The sequence below is a fragment of the Mycobacterium sp. SVM_VP21 genome (genome assembly GCA_024758765.1).
Lineage (GTDB): Bacteria > Actinomycetota > Actinomycetes > Mycobacteriales > Mycobacteriaceae > Mycobacterium > Mycobacterium heraklionense_C.
This window is the reverse complement of record CP101406.1, coordinates 1458374-1478015: the sequence shown is the minus strand read 5'-3', so window position 1 is coordinate 1478015 and position 19642 is coordinate 1458374. Positions and strand designations below refer to the sequence as shown.

18 protein-coding genes and 1 tRNA gene are annotated in these 19642 nt (G+C 67.8%); 11 read left to right on the top strand and 8 right to left on the bottom strand.

All coding sequences use genetic code 11. The annotated features are described in order from the left end of the window. Positions 1 to 24: 24 nt before the first annotated feature. From selB to NM962_07155, 3 genes are all read right to left on the bottom strand, one after another. Positions 25 to 1827 (bottom strand): selenocysteine-specific translation elongation factor, encoded by a 1803-nt coding sequence (gene selB, locus NM962_07165; GenBank protein ID UVO13841.1) that lies wholly within the window; start codon positions 1825 to 1827, stop codon positions 25 to 27. Continuing rightward, the gene (gene selA / locus NM962_07160; GenBank protein ID UVO13840.1) at positions 1824 to 3131 is read right to left on the bottom strand and encodes an L-seryl-tRNA(Sec) selenium transferase; all 1308 of its coding nucleotides are present in this window, start codon (positions 3129 to 3131) and stop codon (positions 1824 to 1826) included. Before selA ends, selB begins: the two co-directional genes overlap by 4 nt. Positions 3132 to 3153: 22 nt before the next feature. Next, positions 3154 to 3248, bottom strand: a tRNA-Sec gene (locus NM962_07155). A gap of 104 nt (positions 3249 to 3352) precedes the next feature. On the opposite strand from NM962_07155, the gene NM962_07150 reads away from it, so the two are divergent. Genes NM962_07150 through NM962_07135 form a run of 4 tightly spaced genes read left to right on the top strand, consistent with a single transcriptional unit; the run spans position 3353 to position 6698 of the window. After that, the gene (locus tag NM962_07150; protein ID UVO13839.1) at positions 3353 to 4258 is read left to right on the top strand and encodes a metal-dependent hydrolase; all 906 of its coding nucleotides are present in this window, start codon (positions 3353 to 3355) and stop codon (positions 4256 to 4258) included. 44 nt (positions 4259 to 4302) lie between these two features. Beyond that, entirely contained in the window at positions 4303 to 5391 is a 1089-nt protein-coding gene (locus NM962_07145; protein UVO14594.1) for a PDR/VanB family oxidoreductase, read from the top strand. Further along, complete coding sequence (gene selD, locus NM962_07140) at positions 5388 to 6368, top strand: selenide, water dikinase SelD (protein ID UVO13838.1); 981 nt, start codon at positions 5388 to 5390, stop codon at positions 6366 to 6368. The genes NM962_07145 and selD overlap by 4 nt, the downstream gene beginning before the upstream one ends. Positions 6369 to 6377: 9 nt before the next feature. Then, the gene (locus tag NM962_07135) at positions 6378 to 6698 is read left to right on the top strand and encodes a hypothetical protein (GenBank protein UVO13837.1); all 321 of its coding nucleotides are present in this window, start codon (positions 6378 to 6380) and stop codon (positions 6696 to 6698) included. A gap of 16 nt (positions 6699 to 6714) precedes the next feature. Here NM962_07135 and nrfD read toward each other — a convergent pair whose 3' ends face one another. The 3 genes from nrfD to NM962_07120 are packed head-to-tail and all read right to left on the bottom strand — an operon-like array spanning position 6715 to position 12019. Beyond that, positions 6715 to 7770 carry a polysulfide reductase NrfD gene (gene nrfD, locus NM962_07130; protein UVO13836.1) on the bottom strand — a complete coding sequence of 352 codons (1056 nt, stop codon included), beginning with the start codon at positions 7768 to 7770 and terminating at the stop codon, positions 6715 to 6717. Then, complete coding sequence (locus tag NM962_07125; GenBank protein ID UVO13835.1) at positions 7770 to 8729, bottom strand: 4Fe-4S dicluster domain-containing protein; 960 nt, start codon at positions 8727 to 8729, stop codon at positions 7770 to 7772. The genes nrfD and NM962_07125 overlap by 1 nt, the downstream gene beginning before the upstream one ends. Continuing rightward, positions 8729 to 12019 (bottom strand): molybdopterin-dependent oxidoreductase, encoded by a 3291-nt coding sequence (locus tag NM962_07120; GenBank protein UVO13834.1) that lies wholly within the window; start codon positions 12017 to 12019, stop codon positions 8729 to 8731. The genes NM962_07125 and NM962_07120 overlap by 1 nt, the downstream gene beginning before the upstream one ends. Positions 12020 to 12211: 192 nt before the next feature. Here NM962_07120 and NM962_07115 point away from each other — a divergent pair, with 192 nt between their 5' ends. Further along, a complete protein-coding gene (locus NM962_07115; protein UVO13833.1) occupies positions 12212 to 12418 on the top strand; it encodes a hypothetical protein in 207 nt (68 codons plus the stop codon). A gap of 2 nt (positions 12419 to 12420) precedes the next feature. Here NM962_07115 and NM962_07110 read toward each other — a convergent pair whose 3' ends face one another. Then, positions 12421 to 13872, bottom strand: coding sequence for a catalase (locus tag NM962_07110; GenBank protein ID UVO13832.1), 1452 nt, complete (start codon positions 13870 to 13872; stop codon positions 12421 to 12423). 535 nt (positions 13873 to 14407) lie between these two features. Between NM962_07110 and NM962_07105 the strand changes: the two genes are divergently transcribed. The 3 genes from NM962_07105 to NM962_07095 all read left to right on the top strand — a co-directional run bounded on the left by NM962_07105 (position 14408) and on the right by NM962_07095 (position 17361). Further along, positions 14408 to 15691, top strand: coding sequence for a sulfite oxidase (locus tag NM962_07105; protein ID UVO13831.1), 1284 nt, complete (start codon positions 14408 to 14410; stop codon positions 15689 to 15691). Between the two features lie 18 nt (positions 15692 to 15709). Beyond that, entirely contained in the window at positions 15710 to 15925 is a 216-nt protein-coding gene (locus NM962_07100) for a hypothetical protein (GenBank protein UVO13830.1), read from the top strand. A gap of 197 nt (positions 15926 to 16122) precedes the next feature. Continuing rightward, positions 16123 to 17361: a PE family protein gene (locus tag NM962_07095; GenBank protein ID UVO14941.1), complete on the top strand. Its 1239-nt coding sequence runs from the start codon at positions 16123 to 16125 to the stop codon at positions 17359 to 17361. Here NM962_07095 and NM962_07090 read toward each other — a convergent pair. After that, positions 17358 to 17900 carry a hypothetical protein gene (locus tag NM962_07090; protein UVO13829.1) on the bottom strand — a complete coding sequence of 181 codons (543 nt, stop codon included), beginning with the start codon at positions 17898 to 17900 and terminating at the stop codon, positions 17358 to 17360. The genes NM962_07095 and NM962_07090 overlap by 4 nt on opposite strands. Positions 17901 to 18004: 104 nt before the next feature. Here NM962_07090 and NM962_07085 point away from each other — a divergent pair, with 104 nt between their 5' ends. The 3 genes from NM962_07085 to NM962_07075 all read left to right on the top strand — a co-directional run bounded on the left by NM962_07085 (position 18005) and on the right by NM962_07075 (position 19638). Continuing rightward, positions 18005 to 18451, top strand: a complete 447-nt coding sequence (locus NM962_07085; protein ID UVO13828.1) for a hypothetical protein — start codon at positions 18005 to 18007, stop codon at positions 18449 to 18451. Then, positions 18448 to 19224 (top strand): hypothetical protein, encoded by a 777-nt coding sequence (locus NM962_07080; GenBank protein ID UVO13827.1) that lies wholly within the window; start codon positions 18448 to 18450, stop codon positions 19222 to 19224. Before NM962_07085 ends, NM962_07080 begins: the two co-directional genes overlap by 4 nt. 114 nt (positions 19225 to 19338) lie before the next feature. Continuing rightward, positions 19339 to 19638, top strand: a complete 300-nt coding sequence (locus tag NM962_07075; GenBank protein ID UVO13826.1) for a PE family protein — start codon at positions 19339 to 19341, stop codon at positions 19636 to 19638. The last annotated feature ends 4 nt before the right edge of the window (positions 19639 to 19642 follow it).

Below are 19642 nucleotides of genomic sequence, written 5' to 3'. Positions count from 1 at the left end.
GAAACTCGTCGGTGCGGGCCGTGCTCAGCGCGCTACCTCCCGGTGGACGGCATCAATCCGGCGCGTCCAGCCGCGCGCATCGAGATGCTCCAGCAAGGGGATCGCCACCCGCCGTGTGGTCTTCAACGCCTGCTTGGCTTGAGTGGCGGTGAAAGGCTGTGTCAGCGAAGCCAATTCACGCATCGCCAACGCGGGTGCGGTCGGCAGCAGCACCAGATTCTCGGCGAGGCGTAACAGCCGCCCCACCCGTTCGGCTGCTGCCAGCTCCCGGATTCCCAGGTTCAGCGCAGCCAGGTCATCGGCCTCCGGGGCATGAAACGGGGCCGCAACCAGCCGGGATTCCAGCTCGGCGATCGCGTCTTCGGCAGGGCCGAGGTCGTCTCGGCCGTCCGGCTGTCGAATCAGCCCGTCATGCTGTTCCAACCCTGCGGCGCCTACCAGCCCGTCGAGCAGCGCGGGATCGGGTAGCGCAAGCAGATCCGCCGCCGCCCCCCGGGACATTCCCGCGGACAGCGGATCACGCTCCCGCAGCAAACGTACCGATGACTGCAACCGGTCCCGCCAAGCCGCATACGTCGCGGCGTGCACCCACCAGCCGCCGATCACCGTCACCTCCGGCGGCACCGAGGGGAGTGCGTACCCAAGCAGCTGCAGCTGGCGCTGCGGCACCGCGCCGCGGCGGGCCACCTCGGCAAGGACCCGGCGGGCCTGGTCAGTCGGATCGGCGCCGGCGAGCTCGTCGGCGCGCCGAGCCGCGTCACCGCGCCGCTGCAGGGCAGGCGGATCGGTGTCGAGAACCAGCACTCCGCCCAGTACCCGACGAGCCCCGGGATCGCGCAGTACCAGACGGTCCGAAAACATCAGCGGCAGAGGGTGTTCGAAAGTGACCCGGGCATGGTCTGCGTCCAGGAGTCGCAGCCGTGCGGGCACCGCGGCCGTGCCCAGGTGCACCACGAGTCGCTCGGGCGTCTCGGTCAGGGGGCACCCGGTGCTGTGCCGGACGTCGACCACCGTGGTGGTCATCCACTCGCCGGAGCTGACCAGCGCGTCCCCGCGGCGCACCTCGCCGGATGACACCCCGCGCAGATTGACCGCCACCCGCGCCGTGGGGTGCAACGCCGAGTGCGCCTCGCCGCAGCTCTGCAGCCCGCGGATGACCACCGCATGCGAACGCCCGCGGTCCAGCAACTGCAGATGATCGCCGGCAGCCAACGTGCCCGCGGTCAGGGTGCCGGTAACCACCGTCCCGGCCCCGGTGATAGTGAATGACCGGTCGACCCACAACCGCACACGACCGGTGTTCGCAGCGGCTGGAAGCTCGGCCAGCAGGGCGTCGAGCGCAACACGCAGCGTGTCCAGGCCGGTGCCGTCCACCGCGGACACGGCGACGATCGGGGCGTCATGGAGACCCGTCTGGGCCAGCTCGGTGCGGACCTGGTCCGAGACCTCACCGACGCGTTCATCGCTGGCCCTGTCGATCCGGGTGAGCACCACCAGCCCCCGCGTAATGCCTAGGGCCGCAATGGCGTCGCGGTGATCGTCGGACTGTGCCTGCCAGCCCTCATCGGCGGCGACCACGAAGCACACCACCGAGGCAGGTCCTAAGCCGGCCAGCGTGTTGGGCAGAAACCGTTCGTGGCCCGGAACATCAACGAAGGCCACTCGCCGGCCGGACGCCAGTGCGGTCCAAGCGAAACCCAGGTCGATGGTGAGTCCGCGCCGTCGCTCCTCGGCCCAACGGTCGGGTTCCATTCCGGTGAGCGCCCGCACCAGGGTGGATTTACCGTGATCGACGTGCCCGGCGGTGGCGACGACAAACACGTTCATCCGATCCGGTCGAGCGCGGTCCGCACCGCTGCCAGCAGTCGTCCGTCGTCGGCTTCCGGCACACAGCGCAGATCGACCAGGCAGGCCCCGTCATGCACCCGGGGCAGCACCGCGGGATCGCCGGTGCGCAGCGCGGCGGCCGCCGCCTCGGGCAGCCGGACCGCCCAGCCCGGCAGCGGTAGTCCCGGGGCGCCGCCGCCGCCGACGCGGCCGTCGTGGGCGACGACGGTGGCACCGACCGCGGCAGCCAGCCGCTCGGTCCGGGAATGCAACTGTTCGGGATCAGCGCGCAGCGCCCGGGTCACCGGTGCGGCGGCGCCGGAGACGGTGGCCTCCAGGGCGGCCAGGGTGAGTTTGTCGGCGCGGACCGCGCGGGCCAACGGGTGCCGGGCGAGCTGGGTGATGAAAGCGGCCCGGCCCAACACCACTCCGGCCTGCGGCCCGCCGAGGAGCTTGTCGCCACTGGCGGTCACGATGTCGGCGCCCGCGGCAAGCGCAGTCGCGGCATCCGGCTCGTCGGGTAACAGCGGATCTGCGGCCAACAGCCCGCTGCCCAGGTCGGCCACCAAGGCAACATCGTGTTCGGCTGCCAGTGGCCGTAACTGCGCCAACCCCACTGATGCGGTGAAACCGTGAACGGCGAAATTGCTGGGATGCACCTTGAGGATGCATCCGGTCTGAGGTCCGATGGCCTCGGCGTAATCGCGCAGGTGGGTGCGGTTGGTGGTGCCGACCTCCCGCAGCCTCGCCCCGGTGGAGGCGATCAGGTCCGGCAGGCGGAATCCGGCCCCAATCTCGATCAGCTCGCCCCGGCTGACCACGACTTCCCGGCCGGCGGCCAGCGCGGTGGTGCTCAGCACCAAAGCCGCAGCACCGTTGTTGACCACCAGCGCATCCTCGGCGGCAGGGCAGGCCGCCAGCAGTGCGGCCCGCGCGGCGACCCCACGCTTGGAGCGCGCGCCGGTGACCAGGTCCAGCTCGACGTCGACGTAGCCGCTGGCCACCACCAGCGCCTCGACCGCGGCGGCCGACAGCGGCGCCCGACCCAGGTTGGTGTGCACCACCACTCCGGTGGCATTGAGGACCGGCCGTAGCGTCGTCCCCGTTTTCCCTGAAAGGCCCTCCAGGACAGCGCTTTCAACCTGCTCCGGAGCCAGATCGCCGCGTCGGGCTCGATCCTGGGCGTCGCGCACCAAGCCGCGGACCACATGCTCGCCCAGTCGTGCACGGGCCGCGCGAACCGGCGGCAGCATCAACAGCGCATCGGTACGCGGAATGGCGCGGCGCGGATCGGCGTCGGTCACGGTTCCTCCTCCGATACGCGGCTGGCGGAGGCGGACGGGAATCGAACCCGCCAGACCGAGATACTCGGCCTCACCGGTTTTGAAGACCGGGGAGCCCACCAGGACTCAGACGCCTCCGCTGACAACCTAAACCTTCAGCGTTTTCGGCGCGGTAGTGACCGCTCAGCGGCCAAAAGCGCGCCGAACTCGTGGGTAGCATGGCCCCGAAGGAGGCCGCGATCATGACGAGCCAAACTAAGCCGGCCGTGGGCGGGCATATCTATGAGCCGGCCGGCGTGGAGATCCACGCCCGCAACGTCGAGTTCGACTGGTCACAGACCCCACTGCACTGGATCAAAGGCGAGCCGGTGGCCTCCGACGTGGTGAGCATCCTGCATCTGATCCTGCCCGAGGGCGAGCGGTGGTTCTGCGAGGTCTTCAACGAGGCGTTGCCCTACGTCAAAGACGAGGACCTGGCGGGCGCCATGCGCGGCTTCATCGGCCAGGAGGCGATGCACGCCGAGTCACACGACAAGGCGGTGACCGAGTTCCTGGAGGCCCGCGGCGTCGATACCGGGCCCATCCTGCGGCAATTCGAGTACTTCTTCCGTCGACTGCTGGCGCCGCGCAGCCAGCGGTTCGCCCGTACCCGATACAACGACATGGTGCAGCGGCTGTGGCTGATCGCAGCGATTGAGCACTACACCGCGATCCTGGGCGATTTCGTCCTGAACTGCGCGTGGGACGCCTACGACGTGGACCCGACGATGGCCGACATCTGCCGCTGGCACGGCGCCGAGGAGATCGAGCACCGCTGCGTAGCCCACGATGTGGCGAACTACTTTCACCCCGGCTATCTCAACCGCTGCCGAGCCATGCTGGTCGCGCTGGTGTACCTGGTGTTGATGATTCACCGGGCGATCGGATTCACCTGCCGCTCCGACAACACCATCAGCCACTCCTACTTCTGGCTGTGGCGTGAGTACCTGCGCGGCTCGCGGCGCAACATCCTTCCGCAGCTGCGGCAGGTGCTCAAATACACCGTCGCCTACTTCAAACCGTCGTTCGACCCGGCCTCCATCGGCTCCACCGCGCAGGCCGTGTCCTACCTGGCGACCTCGCCGGCAGCGCGGAGGGCGCGGCGTTGACATCGCACGACGCCGCGGGATCACGATTCCGTCCGCTCGGCGAGATTCCCACCGATGTGCCGCCACAGCTGTACGGGCGGTGGCGCCACGACCCGTTGCTGCGGGTCTCGAATCTGCTGGCCAAGATCGCCTTCCCGACGTTCAGCGTGTTGATGCGGCGCTGGAAGCTGGCCGAGCCGGAACGCACGCGGGAGTTGCGGGTGGCCAAGCGGGAGATCGTCGCGCACGACAAGGACGTGGTGGCGCTGACCCTGGTCGCCACCGACGACAAGCCGCTGACCCGCTGGACACCCGGTGCGCATCTGGATCTGCTGCTGCCCTCGGGCAGGATGCGGGAGTACTCGCTGTGCGGGGATCCCGCCGACCCCGACAGCTACCGCATTGCGGTGCGCCGCATCCCCGACGGTGGCGGGGGGTCGATCGAGGTGCACGACAGCTTGCAGCCCGGCGCCACGGTCACGATCAAGGGGCCCCGCAACGGCATGCCCATGGCGGTTCCCGGCTACGGTTCGTCCGCGCAGCGTCTCCGGTTCGTCGCCGGCGGTATCGGGATCACCCCGATCTTGCCGATGATGCGCGCCGCCGAGCGCCTGGGCCTGGACTGGTCGATGATCTACACCGGCCGCTCCGCCGATGCCATCCCGTTCATCGCCGAGGTGGCGCAATTCGGCGACAAGGTGGTTGTGCGTACCGACGACACCCACGGGCTGCCGACGGCCGCCGATCTGATCGGGGACGTGCCGGTGCCCACCGCGCTGTACGCGTGTGGCCCGCCGCCGATGCTCGAGGTGCTCCGCCGGGGTTTGATCGGCCGCACAGATGTGGAGCTGCACTACGAACGGTTCTCTGCCCCACCGGTTCTCGACGGCAAACCGTTCACCGTAACCCTCGCCAAGAGCGGTACCGTTGTACCTGTCGACGCCGATCAGACCGCCTTGGCCGCGATCCTGCAGGTCAACCCCGACACTCCCTATTCGTGCAAGCAGGGGTTCTGCGGCACCTGCCGGGTGCGGGTGCTCGACGGCGAGATCGATCACCGCGACCAGACCCTGACCGATACCGAACGCGCCGACGGCGACATGCTGATCTGCATCTCCCGCGCGGTCGGCGACCACCTGATCATTGACGCATGACGGACGTGCGATTGACCGGCTATGCCCACGGCGGCGGCTGTGCATGCAAGATTCCCCCCGGTGAGCTGGAAGACGCGGTGCGCGGCTTGACCGGGCAGTCCGGCAAGGGCGTCCTGGTGGGCCTCGACGACGGCGACGACGCGGCGGCCGTGCTGGTGCGCGACGACCTCGCCGTGTTGTCCACCGCGGACTTTTTCACCCCAGTCGTCGACGACGCATACGACTGGGGCCGGATCGCTGCAGCCAATGCCCTCTCGGACATCTACGCGATGGGCGGGCGCCCGGTGGTCGCGATCAACCTCGTCGGCTGGCCGCGAGAGACACTGCCTATGGAGTTGATGACTGAGGTACTGCGCGGCGGTCTGGCGGTGGCCGAGCAGGCGGCTTGCCCGGTGATCGGCGGCCATTCCATCGACGATCCGGAGCCCAAGTACGGCATGGCGGTCACCGGGGTAGCCGACCCGAACAAGTTGCTGCGCAACGACGCCGCGCAGCCCGGACTACCACTGACCTTGACCAAGCCGCTGGGAGTGGGGCTGCTCAACAACCGGCACAAACGCACCGGCGAAGTGTTCGACGAGGCGATCGCCACCATGGTCGGTCTTAACTGCGACGCCGCCGAAGCCGCGTTGTCGCTGGGCGTGCGGGCGGCCACCGACGTCACCGGGTTCGGGCTGCTCGGACATCTGTACAAGATGTGCCGCGCGTCGGGGGTGGGCGCGGTGCTCGACCGATCTGCGGTGCCGATGATCGCCGGCGCGCACGAAGCGCTGCGTGACGGTTACGTCTCCGGCGGCACGCGCCGCAACCTGGACTGGGTGCGTGCGCACCTGCGGCCCGGCCCCGGGGTCAGCGAAGACGACCTGCTGCTGCTGGCCGATGCCCAGACCTCCGGCGGGCTGCTGGTCGTCGGCGAGCTGCCCGGCCACCCGGTGATCGGACATACCGTGGTGGGCAGCGGAATTGACGTGCTGTGAGAAGCGCCGTTGCTCAACGGCGAATACCAGGGCGGCGACCAGGAGTTCGCCTGGACGATCGCTACCAGCTGCAGCCAGGCCGACTGCAACGGAACCGTGTCCAGTAATCAGGGCTGGACCAGTCCCATGAGCCTGGTCGACGGGCACTGGCAGTTCAGTGTCACCAAGCCGGATGGGGCGATCTGCGTGGACGGCAGCTACGCGCCGGCGATCATTCGGGTCTCGATCGACCCGGTATCGCTCGGCGGTGTGGTCACGACCAGCTCCGATGGTGAATGCCCGGGAAGTACCCTGGCCTCGAAGCCATTTCAGCTGCACCAGCTCGGCTGAGACATTCCGGCAGGTCTTAATCAGCGGTGGTGATCGAATCCCCGGTGATACCCGCCGCCTGCCGCTCCGCCAGCCGACGCTTCTGCGGCTCGATGGTGTAACGCGGGTCCTTCGCCGAGGCGATGCCGGCCTCGAACACCCCGAAGCGAGTCAGCGCCGAAGCGCACAGCAACGCCAGCCCCGACAACGCCGCCATGCCGCGCCTGTGCCCGCCCAGGAGCGTCCCGATACCTCCGGCGATCGCCAGACGTTCGCTCCAACGCAGCATCGCCCCGGCCCGGCCCTGGTGCAGAGGCTCGGCGGCGATCGGGTCCATCCGCTGCTCCATGGCCCGGGTGGCGATGACGTCGCCGAGCACCCCGAGCACAGCCAACCGCCGGGCCGGCCCGGCCTCACGCACCGGGGTGGTCAGCATGGCCAAGCCTCCCGAGGCCAGGCTCGCCGAGCTGACGAACACGAACGGCAAGTCGCGGTGCGCGCCGTGCCAGGTCGGGGTAGCAGTATCGCCCAACAACACCGCGGTATAGACGGCCAGCGGTGCCGCGAACACCGCAGCCTCCAATCCAGCCGGTCCCGCTACCGCGTGCAGTACGCCGCGGAGCGGACCCAGCGGTAACCGTCGGCCGGTCAACCGGTCTACCTCGGCGGCCGCCGCCACCGACGTGCCCGCACCGAACCCCGAGAGGATCCACGAGCCCAGGCTCATCGGCGATGTCAGCTTGATGGTGCGCAGCATGTTGACGAAGCGCTCCGGACGGCCGAGGTCGCTGATCAGGGCCGCTGCGCTCAACACGATTGCCCCCAGCGCCGCCAGCCGGGAGTTGCGCCGCAACACTTTGCGGCCGGACAGCTGGGCGCCGGCGGCCAGCAGGCCGGAGCCGCCTGCCAGTCCACCCAGGAATAGGTACGCGGCGATCTCGTGTGACCACGGTGCGGGTTTGACCACCGGACGGCCGTAGTAAGAGCTGAACTGCACATCGGGGACCATCGGCATCTCACGGCCGCCGTCCCCACTGCCCCGGCGCCGGCGCTTACCGCCGCCGCGGCGGGGGCCATCGGACACCATGTTCATCAGCGTCCCCCCAAGAAGGCGACCGCCACGGCGGCAAGCATGCCGGCCGCGGCCAGCGCCGAACGTTTGAACATCGTCGGCAGGTCGGCGGTGCCCACCCGAGGGTCGGGCGGCAGCCCGTAGACCTCCGGCTCATCGAGCAACAGGAAGACCGAGCCGGTGCCACCGACACCGTCATGCTCATTGGCGCCGTAGAGGCGGGCCTCGGTGCGGCCCTGGGCGTGCAGTTGGGCCACCCGCTGCCGGGCCCGCTGCACCAGGTCGTCGTGATCACCGAACTGGATGGACTGCGTCGGGCAGGTCTGCGCGCACGCCGGCGTCTGCCTGTCGACCAGCCGGTCGTAGCAGAGCGTGCACTTCTGGGCGACCCCGGTGTTGGGCACCGGTTCGGGGCCGCGGGCGGTCTTCGGCGCGGCGGTTCCGTCGGTGCGACGTTCGATCACCCCGAACGGGCAGGCCGGCACACAGTTGCCGCAGCCGTTACAGACGTCGGCCTGCACCACCACCGTGCCGAACTCGGTCCGAAACAGCGATCCCGTCGGGCATACGTCCAGACACCCCGCGTGCGTGCAGTGTTTGCAGACATCCGAGGACATCAGCCAGCGGAACTGATCGGTGTCGGGCGGGACGATATCCGCAGTGTCGCCTGGCATCTTCGGCAGCCCCAGGCTGATCAGCTGCCGGCCAGATTCACGAGCCTCCTCGATGCGGTCGCGGCTCTGCTCGATGAACGCCACATGCCGCCAGGTGCTGGCGCCCAGTGCACCGGTGTTGTCATACGACGACCCGAGCAACTCCAGCGGACCGTCCTGCGGGTTGTGGTTCCACTCTTTGCAGGCCACCTCGCAGGCTTTACAGCCGATGCAGATCGACGTGTCGGTGAAGAACCCCTTGCGTGGGTGTTGCGGCGACCACCTGGCATCGGCGGCGGGGTCGGTCGGCCCGTACAGTTGGCCCATCAGTCCCGCCCCTCTGGATCGATTGCGGTGTTGCCGGTCTCCGGCGTGGCGCCGGAACGGCTTTGATACTCCGAGATCAGACGCAGCAGCGCTTCACCGTGCGGTCGGCGGCCCGGCTGGATATCGCACGAACCGGCTTTGGATTCCTGGATCTGCACGTTGGGGTCCAGCGTCACCCCGAGCAGATCGTTGGCGGCGTCGCCGCTGACCACCGCGTCCCCGCCGACTCCCCAGTGATACGGCAGCCCGATCTGGTGCACCGTGTGGCCACCCACGATCAGTGGCGTCATCCGGTCGGTCACCAACACCCGGGCCTCGATCGCGGCCCGCGGCGAGATGATGGTGGCCCAGCCGAAGTTCTCCAGATCCCGCTCGGCGGCCAGCGCCGGGGAGACCTCGCAGAACATCTCCGGCTGCAGCTCGGCCAGGTACGGCAGCCAGCGGCTCATGCCGCCGGCCGTGTGGTGCTCGGTCAGTCGGTAGGTGGTGAACACGTAGGGGTAGACATCGGCGCCCGGCTCCCCGGCGCTGGGAGCCGAGAGGTTGTCTTTGCGGGGGAACGTGATTCGGGCGGGGTTGCGCTGTTGGCGATAGACCGCGTTGGCGATCGGCGACTCTTGCGGTTCGTAGTGGGTGGGCAACGGCCCGTCCACCAGGCCCTTGGGCGCGAACAACCAACCCTTGCCGTCGGGTTGCATGACGAACGGGTCGTCGCCGGCCAACGCTTCCGGGCCGCCCAACGCCGGATCCGGTCGAGCGCCCGGCGCGCGATCGACCACGAAGTCGGGCACGTCCTTGCCGGTCCAACGGCCGGCCTCCGCATCCCACCACACATAGCGTTTGCGTTCGCTCCACGGCACCCCGTCCGGGTCCGCCGAGGCGCGGTTGTAGAGGATTCGCCGATCGGCCGGCCAGGCCCAGCCCCACTCCGACTGGCTGGGGCTCGGCCCGCCACGCGGCACCCGGCGGGCGGCCTGGTTGACGCCCTCGGCGTACACCCCCGAATAGATCCAGCAGCCGCCTGCGGTGGATCCGTCGGCGCGCATCTCGGTGTAAGACGACAGCGGTGCGCCCGCGCCGTCGCCGGCGAGTTGATGGCCGTTGATCTCAGCCAGCACGAACTCTGGATCGGGGTCACCGTGCTCATCGACGGGGTAGTCCCAGACCAGATCCAACAGCGGGCGGTCCCGCGGATCGGTGGACCCGGCCAGGTGAGCGCGAATTCGGTTGCCCAGCCTGATGAAGAACTCCAGCTCACTGATGCAGTCCCCTGGCGGGGCGACGGCCTGATGGCGCCATTGCAGCAGACGCTGGGTCTGGGTGAATGTCCCGGCCTTCTCGACGTGACTGGCCGCCGGCAGGAAGAACACCTCGGTCTCGTTGTCTTGCGCGCACAGCTCACCCGAGGCGATCTCCGGGCCGTCTTTCCACCAGGTGGCCGACTCGATCAGGTTCAGATCCCGCACCACCAGCCACTTCAGGTGCGACATACCCAACCGTTGTTGGCGGCCGTTGGCCGAACCCACGGCTGGGTTCTGGCCGAGCAGGAAGTAGCCCTCCACTTCGTCGTTCAGCATTCCCGTCACCGCCTGATAGGTGCCGTGTGGTCCGGTCAGCCGGGGCAAGTAGTCGAAGGCCCAGTCGTTGTCGGCGGTTGCGGCGTCCCCCCACCACGCCTTGAGCAGGCTAACCAGATACGCATCGGCGTTGGCCCAAAAGCCCTTCTGGCTCTTCGACCCGACGCGGTCCAGGTACTGGCGCAGGGTGTCGTCGCGCCCGGCCTTGGGCATCGGCAGATAGCCGGGCAGCATGTCGTAGAGCGTGGGGATATCGGTGGAGCCCTGGATGCTGGCGTGCCCGCGCAGCGCCATGATCCCGCCGCCGGGCCGGCCTACGTTGCCCAGCAGCAGCTGCAGGATCGCCGCGGTGCGGATGTACTGGGCGCCCAGGGTGTGCTGTGTCCAGCCCACCGCATAGGCGAAGCAGGTGGTGCGCTCGCGCCCTGAGTTGGCCGTGACGGCTCGGGCCAGGTAATCGAACATCGCCGGGTCGATACCGCAGACGTCGCGGACCATCTCCGGCGTGTAGCGCGCGTAGTGCCGCTTGAGGATCTGGAAAACGGTGCGCGGGTGCTGCAGTGTTTCGTCGCGCTGTACGCGGGCGTGTTCCAGAGGCGGGCCGCCGCTGCCGAGCGTCTCACCGAGTGAGCGCGCCGACGCGCTGGTGCCATGCTCGTGGCCACCCCCGGCCGAGCCGATGTCGTCTTCGCCGGCTCCCTGACTCTGGTACGCCCAACTCGACGGGTCGTACTGCCCGGTCTGCGGATCGAATCCGGAGAACAGCCCGCCCAAGTCTTCGGTGTCGCGGAAGTCCTCGCTGACCAGCGTCGCGGCGTTGGTGTAGGCCAGCACGTATTCACGGAACCACAAGTCGTGGGTGAGCACATGGTTGATCAGCGCACCCAATAGCACCACGTCGGAGCCGGCCCGGATCGGAATGTGCTTGTCGCACACCGCCGACGTGCGAGTGAACCGCGGGTCGACGTGGATCACCACCGCGCCGCGGGCTTTGGCCTCCTCCACCCACTGGAAACCCACCGGGTGGCACTCGGCCATGTTCGAGCCCTGGATGACGATGCAGTCGGCATTCGCCATGTCTTGCAGGGTTTGCGTCGCTCCACCGCGACCGAAGGAGGCTCCCAGACCGGGAACCGTGGCGGAGTGTCAAATACGAGCTTGGTTGTCGACCTGTATGACGCCCGCGGCGGTGAAGAGCTTCTTGATGACGTAGTTCTCTTCGTTGTCCAGTGTCGCGCCGCCCAGCGAGGCGATGCCCATGGTGCGCCGCAGTGGCCGGCCCTCGGCGTCGTGGTCCTGCCATGCGTTGCGCCGCGAGGCGATGAACCTCTCGGCCACCATGTCGATGGCGGTGTCCAGCTCCAGCGGCTGCCACTGCGTGGCGCGGGGCGCCCGGTAGAGGACGCTGACCTGCCGGCCAGGCGAGTTGACCAACTGTTCGCTGGCCGACCCTTTCGGGCACAGCCGCCCCCGTGAGATCGGTGAGTTGGGATCGCCCTCGATCTGCACGACCTGCTCGTCCTTGACATAGACGCGCTGGCCGCAGCCGACCGCGCAGTAGGGGCAGACGCTTTGCACCACTCGGTCGGCGGTAGCGGTTCGCGGCGCGATGCTGCGGGTGTGTTCGGAGGTGACTGCCGGCCCGCGGCCGAACATGTCGCCGGTGCGCAGTTGCCGGATTACCGGCCACTCCAAGAACTTTCGCTCTATCATTTGTGAATCCTAACGCTGTTGGCGTTCCCCGTGAAGCACCGCGGCCCCAGTCACCCGCACAGCGGCAACTCGACCTCGAGTCGGTAGTCGGCAATGGGCCGCCCCCGGGGTTCGGCCGTGCACTGCACGCGATACGTCACCGAATTGGGGCGCAGGTGACGTTCCTCGGCCGCGGCGGTGCAACTGGAGCCAGTGCCCGGGAAGAACTGCGGTGTTTTGCGTAACCGCTCGTCGCTGTCGGTCGCAGTGGCCGGGAGACCGGAAAACCTCGCCGATGCATGCCGTCGCGGCGTCGACGGCTGTTTCCATACCAGCGGTCTGGCCCGCGTGGATCACGACGGCTACAACATGTACCCGCGCGAGATCGCGGAAGTGCGCTACGAATCCCTCTGCTCCTAGCGCTACTTCAGTTGGCTACGCACCCCGTCTTCGATCCTCTTGCCGATACCAGGATCGATGTTGCGCCAGTACTCGAACACGCGGGACAGCACGGGTTCCTTCACCCCGTCGGAGACGTGCTGAACGACATTGTGCACCAAGCGCTCACGTGCCGCGTCGTCCATGACATCGCGCACCAGGGCGCCGGCTTGTCTCCAGTCGTCATCGTCGGGCCGTAGCGTGTAGGCGGCACGCACCATTTCTCCGCCGTCGGCTGCCCAGCGCACCACGGACGCCCGCTCTTGATCGGCTTTCGGCCCCCCGTACGAGTTGGGCGCGTACACCGGGTCCGTGGTGTTGACGAAGCGCATCTGCCCGTCCTTGGAATAGCTGCGCACCGCGGACCTGGGTGCGTTGACCGGGATCTGGTCATGGTTGGCTCCGACCCGGTAGCGGTGCGCGTCGGCGTAGGCGAAACTGCGCCCGAGCAAAAGCTTGTCTGGGCTCAGTCCCGTGCCGGGTACCTGGGCGTGCGGTGCAAAGGTCGCCTGCTCGACTTCCGTGTGGTGGTCGACGAAGTTGCGGTCGAGGGTCAACTTGCCGAGATCGATGAGCGGATAGTCGGCGTGCGGCCACACCTTGGTCACATCGAACGGGTTGAGCCGGTAGCTCTTGGCGTCTTCGAACGGCATGATCTGCACCTTCACCGACCAACTCGGGTAGTCCCCGGCCTCGATGGCATCATGCAGATCGCGCATGCAGCAGTCCGGATCGGTGCCCGCCAGCCGATCGGCCTCTTCCTGCGTCAGCCACTGGTTACCCTGGTCGGTTTTGAAGTGGTACTTCACCCAGCAGATCTCCCCGCTGGAGTTGAGCCAGCTGAACGCGTGCAGACCGAATCCGTCCATGTGCCGAAACGTCTTGGGGATACCCCGATCTCCCATGACCAGCGTCACCAGATGAGCTGACTCGGGCGAGAGTGTCCAAAAATCCCACTGCATGTTGTGGTCGTGACAATTGGTGTTCGCCCGGCGCTTGGCGGATCGGATCAGCTGCGGAAACTTGAGTGGGTCGCGGATGAAAAAGATCGGAACGTTGTTACCGACGATGTCCAGGTTGCCCTCGGAGGTGTAGAACTTCACCGAGAATCCCCGGGTATCGCGTAGCGTGTCGGCGCTGCCGCGCTCGCCGGCATTGGTTGCCAGCCGCACGAACGCCTCAGTCTTGACGCCCGGCTGAAATACCGCCGCCTTCGTGTAGGCGCTCAGATCGTTGGTCACCTCGAAACGGCCGAACGCGCCGGTCCCCTTGGCGTGCGGCTGACGTTCCGGTACCCGCTCCCGATTGAATGCCGCCAGCTGCTCGATCAGGTAGAAATCCTGCAAGAGCAGCGGCCCGTCGGGACCCAACGATAAAGAGTGTTCGTCGCTTGGCGCCGGCGCACCGGCATTCGTGGTGGTGTAGTTATCCGTCATTGGTGCCGCTCCTCGCTTGTTTCGGGCAGGCTTCCCCTTTCACCAGACGGACGGCGAATGTCGCGGTACCACCGACCTGACCGGAGGAACGGGGCTGTGGCTCATTATTCGCTGGGCAGCCGCGGGCCGCGCCTTCATGGCCGAATATTGTGACATTCTGCCGAAAATCGCGCGACAGCTTTGGACGGCGACCAACCAGCGCCGAAAGGGGTCCCGCACTGCGGGGGCGCGGTGAACACCGAGCCCGCTCCGACTGCAATTGCGCCGAATTATCGACATTGAACCAATGGCTGCGGAACTTACGGCCATTTTTCCGCGCAATTTAGTTTCGCTGGTAATAACTCGCGGTTTGTCAGCCGGGTCAGGATATCAACATCAATTCCGTGGATCGCCACAATGTTCGCCTGCGGGGGTTGATTGGCGGCTTGTCCGGCGAATAATGACATCCATCCCTGGTCCCCGTGGCGAGGTCGGCAACGTCGGTTACCCGCCGTGGGAGGGCGATCACGATCCCGAACCTGGACAAGGAGGCACCATGACTATCACCAAGGCGCCGGCCTATCCGACCGCGAACGGCAGGCGCTTCGACCTGGACGTGTCGCCTGATGCGCTGAAGGCGTCTCGGTCGGAGAATCCGGATCTGCCGCCATATCAGGACTATCAGCATACCGATCGGCTGGACAATTTCACCGTGATGGAGGTGGCCGGCAAGAGTCGCTGCCACGGAATGCATCTCGAGGGCATGGCCTATCCGATCACGCCGATGGGAATGCACTACTTACTGATCCACTACGACGTCCCCAATATCGACGAGAAGAGCTATCAGCTCGAGGTTGGTGGCCTGGTCAAGAACCAGCTGACGTTGGACATGGACAAGATCCGCAGCCTGCCGAAGGTCACCATGCCGGCCACCATGGAATGCTGCGGCAACGGCCGGGCGAGCCAGCGGTGGCGGTTGTGGGCGCACGTGCCGTGGAACCACGACGCGATCGGCACCGCCGAGTGGACCGGCGTCCCGTTGCACGCCGTGCTGGAGCAGGCCGGCGTCCAAGACGACGCGGTGGAAATTCTGTTCACCGGACTCGATACGGGAATCCAGGGCCCGCCGGATTGCGCGGAAGTGCAGCACTTCCAGCGCAGCCTGACCGTCGACTACGCGATGAACCCCGATAACGACGTGCTGCTGTGCTACGAGATCAACGGCCAGCCGCTGCCGCCGCAGCACGGATTCCCACTGCGGCTGTTGGTCCCGGGCTGGCTGGGCATGGCCAACGTCAAGTGGCTCGGGTCGATCGAGGCCATCGACTGGCGGCTGACCAAGAACCAGATGAAGTGGTACAGCTACGCCGAGGATGACAACTACCGCAATCTTACGATGGCCACCTTCCAGCAGGTCCGGGCGATGATGATCCCGCCGGGTATCCCCGACTTCCTTTGCCGGATAAGGCATCTGGAGGCGACGGACGCCGTCGAACTGCGTGGCCGGGCCTGGTCGGGAGGGCGCACCATCGAAAATGTGGAAGTCAGCGTCGACGGCGGTGACACCTGGTCGCAAGCGAAACTTGACGACAAAGCGGTCGGCAAGTGGGCCTGGGTCGGCTGGTCGTTCACATGGAAGAATGTCACCCCGGGCCAGTACCTGCTGCAGTGTCGTGCCACCGACAGTGACGGAAACGTCGCCAAGGACGACGACTTCGCTCGCGACTACTACGCGATGGACAACACCATGCCGCACATGGTGGACGTCAACGTCTACCCCAAAGGCACGCTGACGGTCGGCAACCAGATCGAATGCAAGGTGCAGTTCCCGTCGCTGTAAATTCCTTTGCTGATCGTGATGGACTCCGCCACTACGGTCAGCCGCAGCAGCTTCAGCCATCCGTCGCGTCCCACCCGTAGCCGCGGGCCGGCCGCCGGGGTGTTCTCGATTCCGCCGGCCCACGTCGTGGTGTCGATGACGTTGTGCGGCAACTTGAGTTGGTCGCGGTACTCCGCGATCGGAGCCTGGCTGGACTCAGCGGCTCGACGCCGGTCAAAGGGCGGTACCGCTTAGCGCCGGGTCGGGTCAGCCGAAATGCGGTTCGGAGGAGGATTGTCGCGGCCCGGTGGCGACTCGCATCAGCGTCGTCTATCGCGGCTGGTCAACGCAATCGCGGGAGAAAAGCCGCAATCGACTTGTCTTTTCGGAACTGGTCGTTACTGTGAACGAGGCTGAGCAGACCTTGACCGCTTACCCGAGGAGAAGCGCAGATGGCCATCGGTAACCGGCGTCATTGGAATAAGGCGCCCCTGGTCTGCGTCGGCGCCACAGCCGCCTTGGTCGGCGGGTTCGCGCCGATCATGGCCCCGGCAGCCCGCGCTGACCTGTGGGATCTGTTCGTCGACCCGACAAGCGATGTCCTTTCCGCCGGCCCGGCCAACGATGCATTCGGCGACTTCGCCGATCTCAGCACCAGTCTGGGCAGTGCCGAGGCGGGGCCGCTCGACTTCTGGCAGTCGATCAACGACTCGCTCCAGGACTGGCTCGCCAGTGCGTCGGGTATGCAGCTGGTCGAGATGATCAATCAGCCGTTCGTATATCTGTTCGGGCGCGACCTGATCGGCAACGGCCTCGACGACTTCACCGACGCGAACACCTCGCTGCTGGGCAGTACGGGCATGTTCGGTGACCTCGGCGACGGCGGGTTCCTGTTCGGCAACGGCGGGGCCGGGGCGGACGGCGAGGCCGGTGTCAACGGCGGCGTCGGCTGGGCGGGCGGGTCGGCCGGGGTGTTCGGCGACGGCGGCGATGGCGGTGCGGGGGCGGCCGGCGCGGCAGGTGGTGCCGGTGGCAACGGCGGCAGCATATTCGGCAACGGCGGCAATGGGGGCGCCGGCGGTGATTCCGCCGGTGTCGCGGTGCCCGGCGGTGACGGCGGCGCGGGCGGTAACGCCGGCTCCTGGTTCGGCAACGGCGGGAACGGCGGTGACGGCGGTCTCGGCCTGCTGGGCGTTCAGGGCGTGTCCGCTGGGGCCGGGAGCGCCGCCGGTAACGGTGGCGCCGGCGGTAATGGCGCGTCCCTGGGCTACGGCAACGGTGGTAACGGCGGTGCCGGCGGCACGGGCGGCGACGGGGCCGCGGTGAGCGGAAGCGGCGGCGGCGGCGGAGGAGGTGGCGGAGGCGGCGGCGCCTCGGGCACCAATACCGCGGGCGGCAACGGTGGTCGCGGCGGCGCGGGCGGCAGCGCCGCTTTGATGTCCGGAAACGGCGGCAACGGTGGTGACGGCGGCAACGGCGGCTACGCCGGAATCAGGGGACCCGACAGCCCCGGCGGCCAGGGTGGTGCCGGTGGCCAAGGCGGCGCGGGCAGCATCAGCGGTAGCAACGGCGAAGCCGGCGCTACCGGGAACACGCCGGGCAGCCATGGCGGCGGCGGTGGCGGATGCGTCCCCAACCCCGGTGGCGGCGGCCCGGGCGGTCCGGGCAGCGGCACTGGCTGTAACTCCTAGCGGGTCTCCGGGGTTGCCCAGTCGACCGCGGCGGCCATCACCCAACCGAGGACTCCGGCCACCAGGCCGAACCCGAGGTGGAAAAGTGCCTTGTCGCCCAAGCCCACCATGCCCGCATGGTGACTGCCCATGATCCCCGTCGCAATCGGAACAGCAAGCGCGACAAGGTGTATGGGAGCGGCGGCCAGCGCCACCAGCCATCGGCGGCTGCGCACGGCCGGGTTGGTGGTCAGTAGGCACAGAAACGCCGCGGCTCCCAGGTAGCGAACGCCGGCCCAGGGGCCGGGCCCGGACTGCAGCAGCACGGTGGCTGCCGTGGACGCCGCCCCCACCGCGAGCACCGTCTGAGGTCGTCGCGCGGTGAGGGCCACCGCCACCAGCAGGGTCAGCCACACCAGGCCGCGATGCCCGGGCAATCCCAGCGGTATCCGCATTTCGGAGGACAAGGTGATCAGCACAGCAGCGGCAGCCGGGAACACGACGTCGCGGGCCAGAGCCAGGGTGGAGGGTCTCGGCGTGGTCCACGGCATCACGGTCATCGCCTCAAGGTAGGCCCGGCGGCCGGGTCGCACAACCTCATCTGAGGGTGAGATCGACGCCGTGGAGCTTGAATACGTATCGAAGGCTGCATACGGTCATGCACATGCGGTCATCTGCTGGGTGCCGGTTCGGACTGGGTTTGGCGGCGCTTGTCGTTGCCGCCGGAGTGGCAGGTTGCGGTTCCGAGACCGCTACCGACACGGCGACGGGGTATCACCTGGTGATCCGGCAGGACGGCCGAACACTGGATGAGTTCGATCTGGCCCGATTGGGTGGCCTGCCGCAGACCGAGATAGCCACGCCGCAATCCCACGGAAGCCCCGTTCAGCGAGGCCCTGCGGTGCGCGCGGTTCTGAACGCTGCCGGAGCCACGGCGGTTCACAGCGTTCGGTTCGAAGGACGCGATCCGGCGCAGACGCTGACCGCCGCGGAGCTCACCGACCAGGTCGTGTTGAGCTTCACCAAACGCGACACGGTCAAGCTGGCGGGGGTGGATCTCGATCGCGACCGGTGGGTCCGTGATGTCAGTGTTGTGGTCGTCAACCCGTGACGGTCTTTGCCGGCGTCGACCTGCTGATCGGTATCGACGACACCGATGACCAGTTCAGTCCCGGTACCGGGCGACGTGCCCGAGCGCTGTTGCGGGAGATGGCCGCTGCCGGGCTGGGCAGCGAGGCCGGCGCCACCCGGCACCAACTCCTGGTCGACGATCGGGTCCCCTACACGTCGCATAACTCCAGTGCCTGCCTGGCCTGGCGCAGTCCCGGCGCCGACCCCCACGAAGTGCGCGATGAGATCATCGGCTTTGTCGCGGGCTTCCTGGAACGGGTATGCCCGCCGGCCGCGGACCCCGGTCTGGCGGTGGCGATTCCGGCGGATGTGCCAGATGTCGGACCACTGGTGGAGTTCGGTCGGCGGGCCAAACGAGAAGTGCTGCAGCGGGCGCAGGCCCGTCGTCTCGGCGATGAACTGGGTGTCCACGTATCCGGTCACGGCGGCACTCAGGACGGGGTTCTGGGTGCCTTGGCGGCAGTCGGTCTGCAGCTGTCCGGCAACGACGGCCTGTTCATCACATTGCCCGGACTCGGAAACCTGCCCACCGAGTCCACCGTCGAGGAGCTCCTGGCCAGTGTGCCCATCGACGATGCCCGTGACGGCAGTGGCCACCGACCGGCCGCGGGAGAGCTGATCGAACTGGGCGACTGGGTCCGGCCCGTTCTGCTGGAGGGGTGCGCCGTGCTGCTACTAGACCCGCCGGTGCGGTGCTCCGATAGTCGCCGTCGGTGGCGCACCGCACCGCGGTCGGTGGTCAAGAAACACTGAGGGGTATCCGCAGTTACGGGAACGACGACGGCCTGGGTAGGCATATCGTGACTGCAACTGCGTCATTATTCCGCAGGTATGGTTGGCGACGTACCGGCCGGAAGGGGTTCCGCCATGGTCCTGGATGTTGTGCCCGAGGGCTTGGCTGCGACAAGCGCGGCGGTCGAGGCGATCGCCGCGGCGCTGGCGGCGGCGCATGCGACCGCGGCTCCGTCGATCACCGCGGTGGTAGCGCCGGCGATCGATCCGGTGTCGCTGCAGGCCGCGGCCGAACTCAGCGTGCAGGGCAGCCAGCATGGGGCGGTCGCTGCGCGCGGTACCGAGGTGTTGGGCCGCGCCGCGGTGGGGGTCGCGCAAGCCGGGGTCAACTACCAGGTCGCAGACACCGTGGCGGCGTCGGTGTTCCCGCGATAGCGGT